Raw genomic sequence first — 16,354 nt, 5'->3', positions numbered from 1 at the left:
GAGATCAGGCTGTTCGATGTTCTGGCGCGCCTTGCGCGTTTCGCTGCGCGAGGTGCAGCGCGCTCCCCGGCTGGCCCGGGATCACTCGGCGATGTGGGTCAGCAACGAGCCGGCCACCGGCATGTAGTTGCCGACCACCATCGGCTCCACGCCGGTCGTGAACTCGAACGGACCCACCACGTGGATCACCTCTCCACCGGAGCCGCCGCCTTCGCCGCCTTCGCCGCCTGCGCCGCCGACACCGGCCGAGCCGCCTTCGCCGCCCGCGCCGCCGACACCGGTCGTGGCGCCTTCGCCACCAGCGCCGCCAACACCGGTCGTGGCGCCTTCGCCACCAGCGCCGCCGACACCGGTCGTGGCGCCTTCGCCACCAGCGCCGCCCACGCCGCTCTCACCGCCGGCGCCGACGTCACCGCTCGTTCCACCGGCGCCGCCCACGCCGCTCTCGCCGCCGGCGCCACCATCTCCGCTCCACCCGCCGGCGCCGCCCGCACCGCCGGCGCCGCCCTCCCCCTCGCCGCGCTCGCTGCTCGGGCCTCCGGCGCGCCGCGCGGCGCTCGAGCTGCCGGGTTTCGTTACGGTGATGGAGTCGACATAGATGACGGTCGGGTTGGTCCAGGGCCCGGTGCCGCCCGCCGTGATCTGGAGTCCAATCAACTTCACCTGGGTGCGGTGGAAGTTGGGACGCGATGAGGACAAGGCGTCGACATCCACCGTGATCTCATGCCAGTCTGCCAGTCCGGCGATCGGATTCCACGAATAGCCGATGTTCGCATAGAACAGGTCCGCCCCGTTTTGCACGAACGGCTGCACGCCGCCGTTGGTGCCGGCGTGCGATCTCACGCGGAACGTGACAGTGCTCCCCGTCAGATCGACCGGCGAGGCGAACTCGATGAAGAACTGCGTCGCCGTATTCGCGGTCGTGAACGGAACGGACAGCCGCGCGCAACCGGAGCAATGCTCCTCCGGGACCGAGCTGCCGCCACCTTCACCCGAGCTGCCGCCGCCTTCACCCGAGCTGCCGCCGCCGACACCTGGGTTGCTGCCGCCATCACCCGAACCGCCGCCGCCGTCGCTCGAGCCGCTGCCGCCGTCACCCGAACCGCCGCCGCCGTCGCTCGATCCGCTGCCGCCCGAACCGCCGCCGCCATCCGCGTTCGAGCCGCCATCACCCGAGCCGCCACCGCCGTCAGAGCCCGAGCTGGTCGAGTTCGACGACGTGCTGGAGTTGGATGAGCTGTCTCCGCCCGTCCCGCCAGCGCCGCCGCTGCCAGTGGACTCGTCGTCACCGCAACCCGTCAAGGCGAACGCGCCGACCAGCAACCCGTACGCAGCAAAAGAAAGTACCGATCTCATTCGGACCCCTCCTGGATAGACCCCCGCGAGGCCGCGCGGCAGATGTCGCCGTTCGCCACCGCGGCTCCTACAGCACTGGAGCTCTTCCGAGCCAGCCCCGCACATCGCGACATTATCCTGGACAGAAGACTTTCTCAACAGCCCGGACGGGGAAATCCGTCACCGGGTCTCGACGCGTTTGTCGTTCATCGACGCTGGCGACGCTGCAAGCATGGCAGCCACACCAGACCACCTGAGGAGTCGAGCCGGAGCGCCGCGCGACGGCTACACATAACCACCCATGAAGTCGACCGGAGCGCCGCGCGGCGGCCACATCGGATTACCTGCGGTCCCGGTCGAGAGCGCGGCGCGGCAGCCCGAGAGAGCCGAACAGCGCTCTGTCGCGTATCGATCGCTTCCTCAGCGACCGTCCCTGCCGCGACGACTTTGCCGGCGGCGAAACTGGTTCCTTCCAACCACCTCCGGACGCGGACGAGGTCATGGCCCGTCGAGCGCGCCGAGCCCCCCGATCGGCGCGTCCGGGATCATCGCAAATCAAGCGGATTGATGCTGTAGCGCGTCTCTCGCGCTTCCCTGGTGAGGAGCGGCAGGCGCCACGGGATAGCCAGGGTCACGGGGCGACGTGGGTCACCGTCGAGCCTTCCACGGGCTGGTAATCGTTGACCACCATCGGCTCCTCGCTCGTCGTGAACTCGTACGGACCCATCACATGAATCACATCGACGCTGGAGCCGCCGCCTTCGCCGCCTCCGCCGCCTTCGCCGCCTCCGCCGCCTTCGCCGCCTCCGCCGCCTCCGCCGCCTCCGCCGCTCGAGCTGCTGCTGCTCGAACTGCTGCTGCTCGCGCTGCTGCTGCTGCTCGCGCTGCTGCTGCTGCTCGCGCTGCTGCTGCTCGCGCTGCTGCTGCTCGCGCTGCTGCTGCTCGCGCTGCCGCCGCCTTCGCCGCCTTCGCCTCCGGCCCCGGCCACCCCACCCGCGCCGCCGGCGCCGCTCATACCCCCCGCGCCGCCATCGCCGCTGGTGCCGCCCGCGCCTCCGGCGCCGCCCATACCCCCGGCGCCGCCCATACCCCCGGCGCCGCCATCGCCCCCGGCGCCGCCATCGCCGCGCTCCCCGCTACGGCCAAAGAAGAAGCGCTGGCTGCTCGGAGCCCCTTCGCCTGTGCCGGGTCTCGTGACCGTGACGTAGTCGACATCGACAACGGTAGGATTGACCCAGGGCCCCGTGTTGCCCGCCGTGACCTGAACCCCGATCATCTCCACCACGGTGCTTTTGAAGCTTCCATTTGTCGGAGCCAGCGCATCGACATCGATCTTGATTTCCTTCCACTGTCCCAGCTCGGCAAGCGGGTTCCACGAGTAGCCGATGTTCGCATAGCCGAGCTCACCCCCGTTCTGCACGAACGGCTGCAGACCGCCGCTCGTGCCGGCACGGGTCCTCACGCGGAACGTGACGGTCGCGCCGGTCAGGTCGACCTTCTCGTGGAAGAAGATCATGAACTGCGTGGCCTGCCCCGCCCTCGTGAGCGGCACGGAGAGCCGCGCGCAGCCAGGGCAGCCATCGCCCGGATCAACGACGCCTCCACCCACACCGCCGCTGGCGGCACCACCACCTGCGCCGCTATCACCGGTAGTTGCTGCGCTGCTCGAGCTGCTGGCCGCGCCCGTGAAGCCCGTCGACGTGCTCGGGGGGAAGGGGAAGCCCCCGCCCGTGCCGTCCTCGATCGCGGGGTTGTCCGTGCAACCCATCACGGCGAACGCGCCAACCAGCAACCAACACCCCGCCGTAGAACGAACTGTTCTCATCCTAGCCCCTCCTAGATCCATCCCGCGAGGCCCCGCGGCTGATGCCGCCGTTCGCCTTCAGCGGCTCCGACCGCTCCCGAGCTCCTCCGAGCCAAACCGCACGAGGCGAGACTATCCTGGACAGAGCAACTTCTCAACAACACGGACGTGTGGATCCGTCGTTACAGTTGAGTGCATTACGCGATCACCGACGCCGGCTCCAATGCGCGCGAAGAAGCCACATCATGCCACCTGCGAAGTCGCGTCCGGAGCGCGGGCGCCCCTCGGCGCAGCGGCTGAGCGCCCTTGGCTGCTCGGCCATGGTGCGATGTCGAGGCGACGGCGGCGCGCGATGCGCGCGGTGCCCGCAGCGCGGCGCCATCGGCCGTCGGGGCGCCGGGCTCAGCGCCCGCCCGATGACGGGGCCGCGGTGGGGTGGAGTAGCATCATGGCAATGGCGACCACATAAAACGAGAGGCCGACCAGGAGGAACGCGATGGCGACACGGTAGATCGTGGTCTTGCGATCGCGGTAGGCGAGCGAGGCCAAGAGCCAGCCGCGCAGGTCGTCGCCCGGTTGCTGGGTGAGCCAGCGAATGTGCTGCACACCCCAGACGATCAGGGTCGCGGAGAGCAGGACGATCGCCACGCCGGCGATGATCAGCCCCTGCGCGTGGGGGCTGGTGCCGGCGATGAGGCGGCCCGAGAAGCCGGTCGTGGTGATGACGATGCCGCAGAGGCCGATGAGCACCTGGGCCCGGTTGTGGAGGACGGCGAACTGCCGCTCCAGGATCCCGTGGAGGGCATCCCAGGACCCGGCGCCCACGAGCTCGACGAGCCGGTCCACCTCTTCCTCCCTCGCGATCTTCTTCATGACAGGCGCCCTAGCACTCCGGCGCCCGCGCCTCATCACGTCCCGCCGCGCGCGCGACGAACAGGCCGAACGCCGCGCACGTCAGCGCGACGAGGAGCGCGCCCGAGGCCCACAGCACGGGGCGGTGCCCATAGCGATCGACGCCCATCCCGACGACGGGCCCGAGCAGCACGAAGGCGAGGCGGAAGAGGAAGCTGCGGAGCGAGACGCAGCTCGCGCGATCGCCGTCGGGCGCGAGGCGCTGCTCCTCGTGGTGGAGCAGCGGCATGTGCAGCCCGCGCACGAGCGTGAGCAGGAAATAGAACGCGACCCCGAGCACGTGGCGCGAGAGCGCGAGGCCGAGGTACCCGGCCGCCACCAGGACGACGCACACGAGCAGCGTCCCCGTCATGCCGAGGCGGCGGCCGGCGCGCTCGCTCAGCATCGAGCCGAGCGCGGTGGTGAAGCTCGCGACGGCCCACATGGGGCCTATCCACGCGACCGGGGCGCCGGCCTCGGTCGCGTACAGCGCCATGAGCCAGGTCGGCAGGTACGACGCGAGCGCGAGCACGACGCCGAGCAGCAGCACCGCGCGGAAGTCGGCGCGCTCGAGCAGCGCGTCGCGCACGATCGCGCGCATGCGGCCCAGGTGGTCCTCGACCTTCGGCTCGGCGCGGCGGGTCTCGCCGAACCGGAGGGCGATCCCCGCCGCGAGCGCCCAGGCCGCGGCCTCCATCGCGAACGGCAGGCGGGACCAGCGCGCGTAAAGGAAGCCCGCGGCGAGCGCGGCGCTCCCCGAGGCGATCTGCGCGATCGTGCGCATGCGGCCGTACCAGCGGGCGAACTCGTGCTCTTTGCCCAGCTCGCGCAGCGAGTCGAAGAGGAGCGCGGAGTCCGCCCCCGAGACAAGGGAGAACCCGACGCCGAGCACGAGCTCGGCGAGCAGCACCGACCAGAGCCCGCGCGCGAGCGCATAGAGGACCCAGCCGGCCAGGATGCAAAAGGAGGCGATCACGAGCGCGCGGCGGTGGCCCAGGCGATCGGCGACGTAGCCGGACGGGAACTCGAAGAGCGCGATGCTCAGGCTGAACGCGCCCTGCACGGCCATCATCGTGGCCACGCTCATGCCGATGTCCTGCGTCCAGAACAGCGGGAAGATGGCCGACGGGAACATCAGCGATTGAACGCCGTGGTAGACGCAGATGCGCCAGGGGTTCTGCCGGACGGACGACATGACAGGGGATCCGGGAGCTCACGCCGCCGCGGGCGCGCCGCCGCCTCGCGTCTAGAACTCGGTTCCGATCATGTACCTGAGTTGCCCCGTCTTCAGCGAGAAGACATAAAGCGCCGTCCAGCTGGCGAAGAAGACGTCGTTCGCCGAGATCGAGATCCCGGACGAGACCTGCGACTTCTTGTGAACCTGCACGTCCCACAGCCGCTTGCCGGTGGCCGCCTCGAAGCAGGCGAGGCGCGTGCCGTCTTTGTGATCCTTCATGTCATAGGGGACGACCAGGAACCCGCCTTCATAGGCCCCCGCCTCCACCCCCGTGGCCCGCGTGGTCAGCGGGTCGACGCCGGGCACCACCGTCTTCCAGAGCACCTTCTTCTTGTTGTCCACCGCGGCCACCATGCCGACCTGGCTGCCCTTGCTGCGGCCGCCGAGCAGGAACCGCGGCCCGGGCCCGCTCGGGATGATCGCGCCGCTCACCGACATGCCCTCGACCTCATGCGACCCGGGCAGCCCGAGCTCGTCGAACTCGTGCCAGCGGGCGAACCGATAGCCGGGCGCCTCTTCCTGGATCGAGCTCGGAACCGTCTTGCAGGCCGCGTCCTTCGCCAGCTCGCGCCGCTTCCCGGTCGCCGGCTCGAGCCCGTGCTTCGCGTCGTCGACCGTCTCGACGACGATCACGCCGTCGCCCTGGCACAGCCGCCTCGCCTTCTCGCCGAGCAACGCCGACCACGACGGCGTCCCGGTGCGCAGATCATGGGCCTGCACCTTGCCCAGCGCGTCGATCGAGATCATCCGATCGAAGACGATCGCGCGCCGCGCCTCGTGGTTGGCCGCGTCCTTGGTGAGCGCCGCCGTCTTCCAGATCGGCTTCCCGTCGCGCCCGTCGTAGGCCGCGATCCACTCCTCGCCGCCGGGGACGTTGCTCTTGCCGATCACGTCCGGCGTGCCGTCGCCGTTCACGTCGGCGAGCATGGGCCGATCGCTGAAGTACGTTTTCGCTACGACGCCGAGGAGCGGCGTCGACCCGCCCCTGGACGGCCCCGACGCGTTCATCACGAAGGCGCCGGCGGCCGCGCCGACCACGACCATGGCCACGACGACCGACATCACGATGACCCCCGCGGCGTTGCTGGACGGCGGGGCGACCCGGACGACGTGCATGCCTTGCGGGATCGGCGCGGTGGTCGGCTTCCTGCCGCGATCGACGAGCGACCGCGCGCCGCAGTACTGGCAGGTGACTGCATCCATCCCCGCCTGAATCGGCAGCGGGGCGCCGCAGCGCGGACACCTGGTATCGACGATCCGTGCCATCGTCCCACTCTACACGAGCTGCTCGCCGGGTTCGCAACACGTTCGACGCGGCGATCTCGGGGCCTTGACCGGAGCCGCGGATCGCGGGCCCCCCTGCGCCGCTCGCCCTCGATCCCCGGTCTCCCCGGCGGTCGACGAGGAGCGCGAGCCCTGGCCCGCGTCGACCGCGCAGGCTCGCTGTGCCCCGCTGGTCCTCCGATCGCCGCGCCTCGTTCCCGCGCTCGCGCTGCCTGGGCGCGTCGCAGGCGCGCGTCAGGCGCTCGCGCTCATTCCGCCTCGCGGGCGAGCTCGGCCGCGACCGGGTCGGCGCCGAGCGGGATCAGGAACTCCAGCTTGTCTGTCGGCAAGTGGCCCTTCATCACCCCTGTGAGCGACTCCTTGGCCTCGGGCGTCAGGCTCTCGCCGTCGGACAGCGATCGCACGGTGTCGCGGTAGAGGTGGAGATAGGCGCGCTGTGGATCGAGCAGTTCCACGGTGCCTTGCTCGCCGTGGCCGGGGTACACGACGGTGTCCGGGCCGAGCGCCTGTTCCAGCGTGTCGAGGTTCCCGAGCCACTCGCCCGAGTGGCCGTCCGACAGGTAGGAGTGCGTGCCGTTGAAGGCGGCATCGCCGATGAAGGCGATCGGCGGATCGGCCTTGATGACCCAGATGCTGTCCGCGTGCGACTCGCCGGGCCCGAGATCCTCGACCTGGAACGAGACGTCGTCGAGCGTGACGGTCTCTCCGGACGCGACGATCCGGCTCGGGAAGGTGCGCGCTGCGGGCCACTCCTCGCCGAACACCGGGGTCCACTGCGCCGCCTTGGCCTCGTCGTCCCGCCGGATCACCTGGTCGACGGCCGCCGTCGCCAGGATGGGCGCGTCGAGCCCGCGAACGAGCTCGGTCACGCCGTTGTAGTGATCGGGGTGGCCGTGCGTGAGGAGCACGGCGAGGAGCGGTTTACCCAGCCCATCGAGCTTCTGTCGCAGCGCGATGGCGTCGGACACGGTGAGCATCGCGTCGACGGCGACGACCCCGTGCTCCGTCTCGACCAGATAGGCGTTCACATAGATGCCGTTCATCCCTGCGCTCTGCGTATGGATGACGGGCGCGGGCGCCGTCGCGCCGTCCTCTGCGTCCAGGCACCCTCCGGCGAGCAAAGCCGCGGCGACCAGCGCTGTTCCAAAGCTCCGTGACATCGTGTTCTCTCCTTGAGCAGCGAGCCCGCGACGGCGCGCCCTGACCGCGTTCGGAGCGGGCGGCGCCGTCGTTCTGCGCTCAGGATAGGAGTCCTTGCCAGGCCTTCTTGGACACCGCTGCTGCCCCCTGGAACGTGGCTGCTGTCATCCCGCGCCCCGCGACGCAGCGCTGCCCCGCTGGATCCACTGCAGCGGACGGCCCCTGCCCTCCCGCCCTAGATCTTCTTCTCTCGCGCGGTCCCGCGCCCGCCCGGGGCCGCGCCCCGCTGGCCCGAGGGCGGCTGTTCCGTCTGTTTCGTCTGTTTCGTCTGTTCCGTCCGTTCCAGCAGGGCCGCGCGGGTGAGCCCTTTCCCGCCGAAGCGCTCGGCCACCTCCGCGACGACGCCCTCGAGGCGCCGACGGCGCTCCGAGGCGACCGGGAACAGGCTCAGCGTCGGGCCGGCGGTCTGGCTCGTCAGGTCGCCGGCGGCGACGCCGACGAGCCGCACCGGCCGCGAGAGATCGAAGCGCGAGAGCAGCCCCTTCGCGCAGATGTAGATCGAATCCGTGTCGCTGACCGGCTCGGACAGCCTCGCCTGGCGCGTCCGCAGCGTGAAGTCCGAGTACTTGAGCTTCACCACCACCGCGCGGCAGGACAGGCCCGCCTTGAGCAGGCGCCGCGCCACGCGGCCCGACAGATCGAGCAGCCAGCGCTCGATCGGCTCCCTGCCCCGGAGGTCCTCCTCCACGGTCTCCTCCGCGCCGATCGACTCCGCCGCACGGCCCGGGACGACGGCGCGCTCGTCGACGCCCGCGGCGAGCAGCCGGACGTGCTCGCCCCACGCGGGGCCGAGCAGCTCGTGGAGGCGCGGCGCGGGGCAGCGCGCGAGATCGCCGATGGTCGCGAGCCCCGCCGCGTGAAGCCGATCGGCCGCGCGCGGGCCCACGCCCCACATGCGCTCGAGCGGTAGCGGCGCGAGGAAGGCGGCGACGTCGCCGGGGACGACGACGAGGCCGTCGGGCTTCCGCAGATCGCTCGCGATCTTCGCGGCGAACTTGCAGGACGCGACGCCGGCGGAGGCCGTGAGCCCGGTCTCGTCGCGGATCGCGCGCTTGATCTGCGCCGCGATCGCCTCGCCGTCGCCGAAGAGCGCGCGGCTCGCGGTCACGTCGAGGAACGCCTCGTCGAGCGACAGCCCCTCCACGAGCGGCGTGAAGCGGCGGAAGATCGCGAACACCTGCGCGCTCACCTCGGCGTAGCGGGCGTGCCGCACCGGCACCACGATCGCCTGCGGGCAGCGGCGGAGCGCCTCGACCATCGGCATCGCCGAGCGGGCGCCCGAGGCGCGCGCCTCGTACGACGCGGCCGCGACGACGCCCCGCCGGGAGGCGCCGCCCACCAGGACGGGGCGGCCTCGCAGCGACGGGTCGTCGAGCTGCTCGACCGACGCGAAGAACGCGTCCATGTCGACGTGGAGGATCTGTCGCATCGGTGGTGCTCTTCTGTACCGCCTCGCCGCCCGCGCGCCGCGGTGAAGCGGTGAAGCGGTGAAGGCTGAACGTGAACGCGAAGGCTGAACGCCGCGGCGGCGCCGTGCTGCGCGGTAGCGTCGTCGCTCGTTTGCTGCTACGGGTCGACTCTACTTCTTCCTTCGTCAGCCGGACACGTTGGACCGCGTCGCGGATCGTGAGTCATGACGTCGAGCGCCGCACGACCGAACTGCCCCCGTTGCGCCGCGCGCCGGCGCAAGGCGCCCGCGCTGCTCGCGGCGGCGTCGCTCGCGCTGGCGTCGGGCGCGGCCGCGGCGGACGAGCCGCGCGCCCCGGAGCGCGCCGGCGCGGGCGAGGCGCCCGCTGCGCAGCGGGCGCTCGTGCTGATCGTCGCCGGGCGCCCGGGCTCGCCGCTCGAGGCGCACGCCGCTGCGCTCGTCGCGGCGCACGTCCGGCCCTCGGGCGTCGGGCTCCACGTGGTGCGGCGCGCGCCGGCGCCCGCGCTCGATGTCGGCGAGCGCGTGGCGGCGGCGCGCGCGCTCGTGGAGCAATGGTCCGCGCAGGGCGCGCTGTGGATCGAGGCAGGCCCGGGCAACGAGCTCGCCCTCTATCTCTTCCCGCGCGGCGGAGAGCGCGTGTACTCGCGGCGGTTCCCTGCGCCTCCCGGGCGGACGTCCGCGGCCGTCGAGGCGCTCGCGAACGTCGCGGGCTCGGCGGCGGAGGAGGTGCTGGAGGGGCCCATCACCGGGGCCGGGATGGCGAGCCTCGAGGTCGGCGGCGCCGCGCAGGCCGCGCCCCCGCCGACGCCGTCCGCGCCGCCGGACGCGCCCGCGCCGCCCGCGGCCCCTCCGTCTCGACCGCCCGCGCAGGCGCCCCCGCCGACGCCGTCCGCGGCGGCGCCGGACGAGCGCCCCGCGCCGCCGCCCTCGATGCTCGATCACGCTGACGCCGCGTGGTGGCGGCGGTGGTTCCTCTCGGCCGGCTACGCGGGCGGCACGTTCGGAGCGCACGTCCCCTGGCAGAGCGCCGTCTCGCTCTCGCTGTCGTGGACGCCCACGCCCGATTCCTACGTCGGCGCCGGCTACGACTGGATGGACACACAGCACCTCCAGGTGCAGCGCGCGGGTTTCGATCTGGATCTCGATCGGACGCCGCTCTTCGCGAGCGGGGGCCACCGCTTCGACATCGGGAGCGGGCGCTGGGCCTTCCATCTCGGCGGCCGGGCCACCTTCGACGTCGTCTCGCGGAGCGGCGCGTGGCGAGCGCCGCACGCGCTCTGGAGATCGCCGGGTCCGCCGGGAGCGTCCTCGCCAGAAGGACCGCCTCGGGCGTTCGACGAGCGGGTGACCGACCTGCTGATCAGCGTCGCGCCCACGACGGGGCTGAGCCTCCGGATCTCCGATGAGCTCCGCATCTCCCTCTGGACGAGCCTCGACGTGCCGCTGAACCGGCTCTCGACCCCCGCGCTGCAGGTCGCCGATCTTCAGCCCGATCCCGTGCGCTTCCTCGGCGGGATCGGCCTCGAGCTCGGGCCGGCCAGACGGAGCGCCCCGCCTCGTACTGTCGCGGGGCGGTGACGGCGGGCGCGGCGCGCTCTCGCTGCGCCGGGCCGCCGTCGCTCCGGGCCACCCTATAAAAAATGACTCGATCGTGCCCGCGGGAGGCACAGGGTCACCGTGGTCGTGGATGGACAGGCTCTCCTCATGAGTGTGCGCGTGACGGAGGGGTCGCGCGCTCACCAGGCCGAAGGTCCCCTCGTCTCCTCCATCGATCTCGAGCGGACCCGCCGCGCCGGGGCGGGTGATCCCGCGGCCCAGGCGTGGCTCGTGGCCAGGCTCCTCCCGGGCGTCCGTCAGGTCGCGCAGGCGTTCCTGCGGCGCTCGGCCGACGCGGACGACGCCGCGCAGCTGGCGACGCTCGCCATCCTGAGGGCCGCGCCCGCGTACCGCGGCGAGGCCGCCATCGAGGGCTGGGCGCGGCGCATCGCCGTGCGGACCGTGCTGCGGTACCTCCGCGCCGTGCGGCGGCGCGACGCCCCCATCGCAGGCGACCTGTCGGACGCCGAGGAGGTCCCGGCGTCGTCGCGCGGGAGCGCCCAGGAGGCGCTCCCCCGCCACGTGCGCGATTACCTGGGGGAGCTGCCCGAAGCCCAGCGCGAGGCGCTCATCCTGCACCACGCGCTCGAACACACCGTCGATGAGATCGCCGAGATGACCGACGTCAGCCCGGACACCGTGCGCAGCCGCCTGCGCCTCGGGATCGCCGCCCTGCGAAAGCGGGTCCGGCAGGACATCGCCGTCGGCCGGAGGAGATCGCCGTGAAGACCACCATGGCCCATGCCTCGGACGAGGAGCGCTGGATCGCGATCGTCGCAGCCGAAGGTCGCGGGGCGCCGATCGGGCCCGAGGACGCCGCGTTCCGCAGCCGCTACGAGGAGGCTCACCCGGAGCTCGCCGACGAAGCCGCGCTCTGGGCCGACCTCGGCCGGCTCGGCGCGCGGCGCGGCGGGGCTTCCGGCCCCGTGGACGACGACGCCCTGGCCGCGCGGATCCTCGCGCAGATCGCCGACGAGGCCGGGGCGCAGCGCGTCCCTGCGCCAGAGGAGCGCCCCAGGCGGCGCGCGATCGTGCGCCGCGGGATCGCGGGCACCTTCGCCGGCGTCGCGCTCGCGGCGACAATCCTGGCCGCGCTCGCGGCCGAGCTCATGAGCCGCCGCGACGTGGCGCCCCCGCCCCCGCGCGCGCCAGACGCGGCGCCCGCGCAGGCCAGCGCCGGGATCGAGGCGCCGCCGCGCTCCCTCGACATCCAGCCCGCCGCCACGGCGCCCGCGCCGAAGGAGCCGCCCGTCGCGGGCGTGGTGGAGGCTGCCGGCGCGGCGGCCGCTCCGAGGGCAGGGACAGCGCGCGAGGGCCACCGCGGCGAGGCGCGCCCCGGTCCGAGCGCCGACGAGCTGCTGCGCGACGCGCAGCTGGCGCTCGCCGCCGGCCGCGACGCCGATGCGTCGGCCGCGTACCTCGCGCTGCTCGCGCGCCATCCGGGCAGCCCGGAGGCGCGCGTCGCGCTCGTGTCGCTCGGCCGGCTCTCGCTCTCGGGCGGAGATCCCGCCACGGCCCTCGGCTATTTCGAGCGTTACCTCGCGTCCGGGCGCGGCGGGCTCGGCGTCGAGGCGCGCTACGGCCGCGTCGAGGCCCTGCGCCAGCTCGGGCGCGAGAGCGACGAGCGGGCCGCGATCGACGACTTCCTCTCACGCCACGGCGACAGCGTCTATGCCGCCCGGCTGCGCGCCCGCGCCGAGGGCGCTGCCGAGCGCTGATCCTTTTCGCGAGGCGCCATCCAATTCATTGACCCGAAGTCCCATTTGTCGACGCAATCTTCCTTGATGCCGAATCTTCGCCAGCTCGACCGTCGATGGATCGAGGCCCTCGACCCGCTGCTATGCCTGCTCCCAGACGATGGGTGCATACTCGTGTAAGAGCGCCGGGTCCACTGCGGCAGGGTCGCTACCTTGCGACTCAATCATCGACCAGCGCACCGAGAGCTCCGATGAACGACAGTGCTGCAACGCGCGGGAAGAGCTTCTTTGACATGGCCTTCTCCTGGTTCACAAAGAACAAGACCGCCATCAGGGTTCGCGGCGGTACCCGCGTGGGCCCCTATGCCTGGCAGCAGAAGGTCGACGGCTCGGCCGGCAGCAGCTCGCCGAGCGGCTCGCCGCCGCTCGAGGCGCAGCCGCCGGGATCCACGGCGACGACCTCCGCCGATTTGCTGCCGAGGGCGACGCCGGGCGGCGTGACCCCGCAGAACGGCGTCGTCGAGCTCACGACGGCCGACACAAGCAACGCCCCGCATGCGCCGTCACTGTAGACGGAGGCCATGACGGTGCACGACGCGCCCTCCGGCTCCCCGCAGCCGCACTCGGAGCAACCGCGCGTGTCCTCGGCGCCGCCGTAGAAGACGTGCCTGTCCAGGTAGGGGGCCTCGCACGTCACGTCGCCCTCGTGGAAGATGCACGTCAAGAAGCCGCCAGGCGGCGGGACCCCGGGCTGCCCTGGCGTGGGCATGCAGGTGCTCCGATCGCTTGCGCACTCCGTGTAGGCGCCGGGCACGCAGGCGAGCGCCCGGGTCTGCCACGGATCGAGGCGAGCCGGCGGCGGGGGCTCGTCCACCCTGGGCGTGCAGGCCGAGGGAACCACCACGGCCGGCGCGTCGATCGAGAGCCACTGCACGCACGGCTGCCCGCCGCAGTCCTGGCCTGCGGGGATCGCGTTCACGGCGGTGCAGGTGCCGTCCCAGCCTTCGGGGGCGGCGAAGGAGGTCACGGCGGTGCCGGGGACAGTGACAGCACACGTTGCAGCGTATGCGGACCAATCCAGCGGGAGCTCGCACGAAGCCGCAGCAGGGGGATCGCACAGGCACGCCGCGCAGGCGAGCGGCACCGGCGCCAGATCGGCGAAGCCCTGGTAGCCGACGTTCGGCGCGGCGGCGGGGCAATCCGGCGCCTGGTCCGGCGGGCCGTACCAGAGGAGCGCCGGGCCGAACCAGCCGAGCGGCGCAGGCGCGACGCAGTCACCGGCGCAGGCGGTTTCATCGCCGCCGCCCGCGCCGCCAGCCCCGCCTTCGCCGCCAGCTCCGCCGGCCCCACCTTCGCCGCCGGCCCCGCCGCCGCCTTCCTCGGGATACGGGCAGCCTGGGAGACCATATTCCGACGGCTGACAGGGGCCGTAGACGGTCGCTCCGCTCTCGCAGCCCGCCAAGAAGAATGATCCCACGATGAACCAGGAGAAGACGCGCATACCAAACAATCTATCGGATACTGGTCTCTGCTGGCAACGGACATGCATGACGAGAAAGCGAGCTACGGAGCTCATTCCGGCTTACCTCCGAGAATTATCATGTTGCGTTCGAAAGTTTCAGGGTCGTGCGAGCTTGTTCAGTACGTCGTCGTGATACCGAAGCCAAACGTGGCTCCGAGCGGTGGTGACGACCAACGGCGGGCTGCAGGCGTTTCGCTTCCATCTCGCTGGCGTTGAAGAAACGCATCCGCGACGAGCCAAGCCGCTTCGGCATACCCGTATGCGGACCACCGGTCCGAGAAGGGCCACTCGCTGCCGAGCCGTGCGCCAACACCGAGAAGCGGCTCGGTGGGGGAACCGATGGTCCATGGGTCCCGAGGGACAAACCGAACCACACCGGCGGTGACAACGCCACAGCCGAACAGGTAACGGCTGCGAAGGCAGCCCACACCAGCCATCGTGAAGGCCCTCGTGCTGATGGCCATTCCTCTCACGGTACGGACCGGTGGCCTGGGTAACGGTTCAGACCGGGAGCCTGGGTAGCACCCGGACGGACCGGGAGCTTAGGTGACACATGTCGTAGAGGACCGGCGACGGAGGAGCGCCGGTGCCCTGGAAAGAGACATGTTCAGTGGACGAGAGGCTTCGATTCATCGCGCAGGTCAACGAGTCGGACGAGACGTTCGCGGAGCTGTGCCGGCGGTTCGGCATCAGCCGGAAGACGGGGTACAAGTGGGTGGAGCGCTACGAGCAGGCCGGACCGAGCGGGCTGGAGGAGCGGCGGCCCGTGGCGCGCTCGTTCCCGCATGCGACGCCAGCGGCGCTCATCGACGCGCTGATCGAGCTGCGGAAGGAGCGCCCCACGTGGGGGCCGAAGAAGCTGCGTGCGCGGCTGGAGAGCCTGGGCGTCGAGGGGCTGCCAGCAACGAGCACCATCGGCGAGTTGCTCAAGAAGCACGGGCTGATCCGGCCCCGTCGGCGCCGCGTAGTGACGCCGACGACCGCGATGCCGTCGCCGCTGGCTCCAGCCGAGCAGCCGAATGACACGTGGTGCGCCGATTTCAAAGGGCACTTCGCGCTCGGCGACAGGACGCGCTGCCACCCGCTGACGTTGACGGACCAGGCGTCGCGGTACCTGCTCAAGTGCGAGGGCGTGGCGAAGCCGGACGAGGCCTCGGTGCGGCCGCACTTCGAGCGCGCGTTCCGCGAGTTCGGGCTGCCGCACCGCATCCGCTCCGATAACGGGCCGCCGTTCGCCACGATTGGCATCGGTGGGCTCTCGGCGCTCTCGGTCAGCTGGATCAAGCTCGGCATTCATCCCGAGCGGATCGAGCCCGGTAAGCCGCAGCAGAACGGCCGCCACGAGCGAATGCACAAGACGTTGAAGGCGGAGGCGACATCGCCGCCAGAAGCCAACTTGGCAGCGCAGCAGCGCGTCTTCGATCGGTTTCGGCACGAGTACAATGATCAGCGTCCGCACGAGGCGCTCGGCCAGAGGACGCCGGCTTCGCGCTACACGCCCTCGCGCCGCTCGATGCCGAGCAAGCCCTCGTCGCCGGAGTACCCGGACACGATGGCCATTCGACGCCTTGACGACCAAGGACGGATGCTGTTCGGGGGCGCGCAGACCACCGTCTCCTCACTGCTCGCCGGCGAGCCCGTGGGGCTGATTCCGAGCGCCGATGACGTCTGGGAGCTGTACTACGGCCCGGTTCTGCTCGCGCAGGTCACCCTGAAGAACAAGGAGCTTCAGCTGGCCAGGGCGCGGTGACCTGCGCGAACTCACGCCGGATCGTGAGAAGAGGCTCGTGTGTACCGCGACCACGGGGAGCGGTTCGTGTATAGATCCAGGCGGTCCGAGAAAGCGCGGCGAGCGTGTCGCGCCGACGAGGATCCGGTCCCTGTTTCCAGTCCTCCCGGAGCATGGGCCTGTAGCTCAAGGAAGTGTCACCGCAGCTCCCGGTCAGAAGTGTTACCAGGGCTCCGCTCGTACACTACGCAGCCCCGGCGGTCCTGCTGCGCGGTCCCGTGGCCCTCCTGCGCAGCCCCGGCGACCCTCCTGCGCAGCCCTGGCGACCCTCCTGCGCACCCATTTCTGTGTCCTATCGTACGATCGAGTGGCTCCTGCGCGGCCCCGGCAACCCTCCTGCGCATCCGCTTTGGTGTCCTATCGTACGTTCGAGTGGCTCCTGCGCGGCCCCGGCAACCCTCTGCGCGCCCAGCTGGTGGCCTGTGCACGCCTACGACCAGACCCGCCGCGCGGTTGCCTATCTGCGCTGGAACGAGGGAGACGCCGACACGATCGCACCGTCGCTCTACAAGGGCCGCCCACGTCCGGCCCTCGGCGTTGCGGGCGAGGCGCCGTCAAATTGTTTGACTC

At 71.5% G+C, this 16,354-nt stretch carries 12 protein-coding genes; 4 read left to right on the top strand and 8 right to left on the bottom strand.

Annotated features, from left to right (window positions below):
- Window positions 1–81: 81 nt before the first annotated feature.
- From POL72_RS34470 to POL72_RS34440, 7 genes are all read right to left on the bottom strand, one after another.
- Window positions 82–1,356 (bottom strand): hypothetical protein, encoded by a 1,275-nt coding sequence (locus POL72_RS34470; protein ID WP_272101035.1) that lies wholly within the window; start codon window positions 1,354–1,356, stop codon window positions 82–84.
- Between the two features lie 610 nt (window positions 1,357–1,966).
- Window positions 1,967–3,160, bottom strand: a complete 1,194-nt coding sequence (locus POL72_RS34465; RefSeq protein WP_272101034.1) for a hypothetical protein — start codon at window positions 3,158–3,160, stop codon at window positions 1,967–1,969.
- Between the two features lie 381 nt (window positions 3,161–3,541).
- Window positions 3,542–4,012, bottom strand: coding sequence for a hypothetical protein (locus POL72_RS34460; RefSeq protein ID WP_272101033.1), 471 nt, complete (start codon window positions 4,010–4,012; stop codon window positions 3,542–3,544).
- Window positions 4,013–4,022: 10 nt separating this feature from the next.
- Window positions 4,023–5,225: an MFS transporter gene (locus POL72_RS34455; protein ID WP_272101032.1), complete on the bottom strand. Its 1,203-nt coding sequence runs from the start codon at window positions 5,223–5,225 to the stop codon at window positions 4,023–4,025.
- A 51-nt stretch (window positions 5,226–5,276) separates the two neighbouring features.
- Entirely contained in the window at window positions 5,277–6,533 is a 1,257-nt protein-coding gene (locus tag POL72_RS34450; protein WP_272101031.1) for an outer membrane protein assembly factor BamB family protein, read from the bottom strand.
- Window positions 6,534–6,799: 266 nt separating this feature from the next.
- Window positions 6,800–7,711, bottom strand: coding sequence for an MBL fold metallo-hydrolase (locus POL72_RS34445; RefSeq protein WP_272101030.1), 912 nt, complete (start codon window positions 7,709–7,711; stop codon window positions 6,800–6,802).
- Between the two features lie 215 nt (window positions 7,712–7,926).
- Window positions 7,927–9,180 (bottom strand): DNA polymerase IV, encoded by a 1,254-nt coding sequence (locus POL72_RS34440; RefSeq protein WP_272101029.1) that lies wholly within the window; start codon window positions 9,178–9,180, stop codon window positions 7,927–7,929.
- A 204-nt stretch (window positions 9,181–9,384) separates the two neighbouring features.
- Here POL72_RS34440 and POL72_RS34435 point away from each other — a divergent pair, with 204 nt between their 5' ends.
- The 3 genes from POL72_RS34435 to POL72_RS51015 all read left to right on the top strand — a co-directional run bounded on the left by POL72_RS34435 (window position 9,385) and on the right by POL72_RS51015 (window position 12,494).
- On the top strand, window positions 9,385–10,758 hold the full coding sequence (locus POL72_RS34435; protein ID WP_272101028.1) for a hypothetical protein: 1,374 nt from the start codon (window positions 9,385–9,387) through the stop codon (window positions 10,756–10,758).
- A gap of 126 nt (window positions 10,759–10,884) precedes the next feature.
- Window positions 10,885–11,502, top strand: a complete 618-nt coding sequence (locus tag POL72_RS34430; protein WP_272101027.1) for an RNA polymerase sigma factor — start codon at window positions 10,885–10,887, stop codon at window positions 11,500–11,502.
- The gene (locus POL72_RS51015; RefSeq protein ID WP_272101026.1) at window positions 11,499–12,494 is read left to right on the top strand and encodes a tetratricopeptide repeat protein; all 996 of its coding nucleotides are present in this window, start codon (window positions 11,499–11,501) and stop codon (window positions 12,492–12,494) included. The genes POL72_RS34430 and POL72_RS51015 overlap by 4 nt, the downstream gene beginning before the upstream one ends.
- Before the next feature lie 340 nt (window positions 12,495–12,834).
- Here POL72_RS51015 and POL72_RS34420 read toward each other — a convergent pair whose 3' ends face one another.
- A complete protein-coding gene (locus tag POL72_RS34420) occupies window positions 12,835–13,974 on the bottom strand; it encodes a hypothetical protein (protein WP_272101025.1) in 1,140 nt (379 codons plus the stop codon).
- Between the two features lie 607 nt (window positions 13,975–14,581).
- On the opposite strand from POL72_RS34420, the gene POL72_RS34415 reads away from it, so the two are divergent.
- Window positions 14,582–15,745 carry an IS481 family transposase gene (locus tag POL72_RS34415; protein ID WP_373372277.1) on the top strand — a complete coding sequence of 388 codons (1,164 nt, stop codon included), beginning with the start codon at window positions 14,582–14,584 and terminating at the stop codon, window positions 15,743–15,745.
- Window positions 15,746–16,354: the final 609 nt, after the last annotated feature.

Source organism: Sorangium aterium (assembly GCF_028368935.1).
In the GTDB taxonomy this organism is placed as follows: domain Bacteria; phylum Myxococcota_A; class Polyangia; order Polyangiales; family Polyangiaceae; genus Sorangium; species Sorangium atrum.
This window is presented reverse-complemented; position numbering and strand designations above follow the sequence as displayed.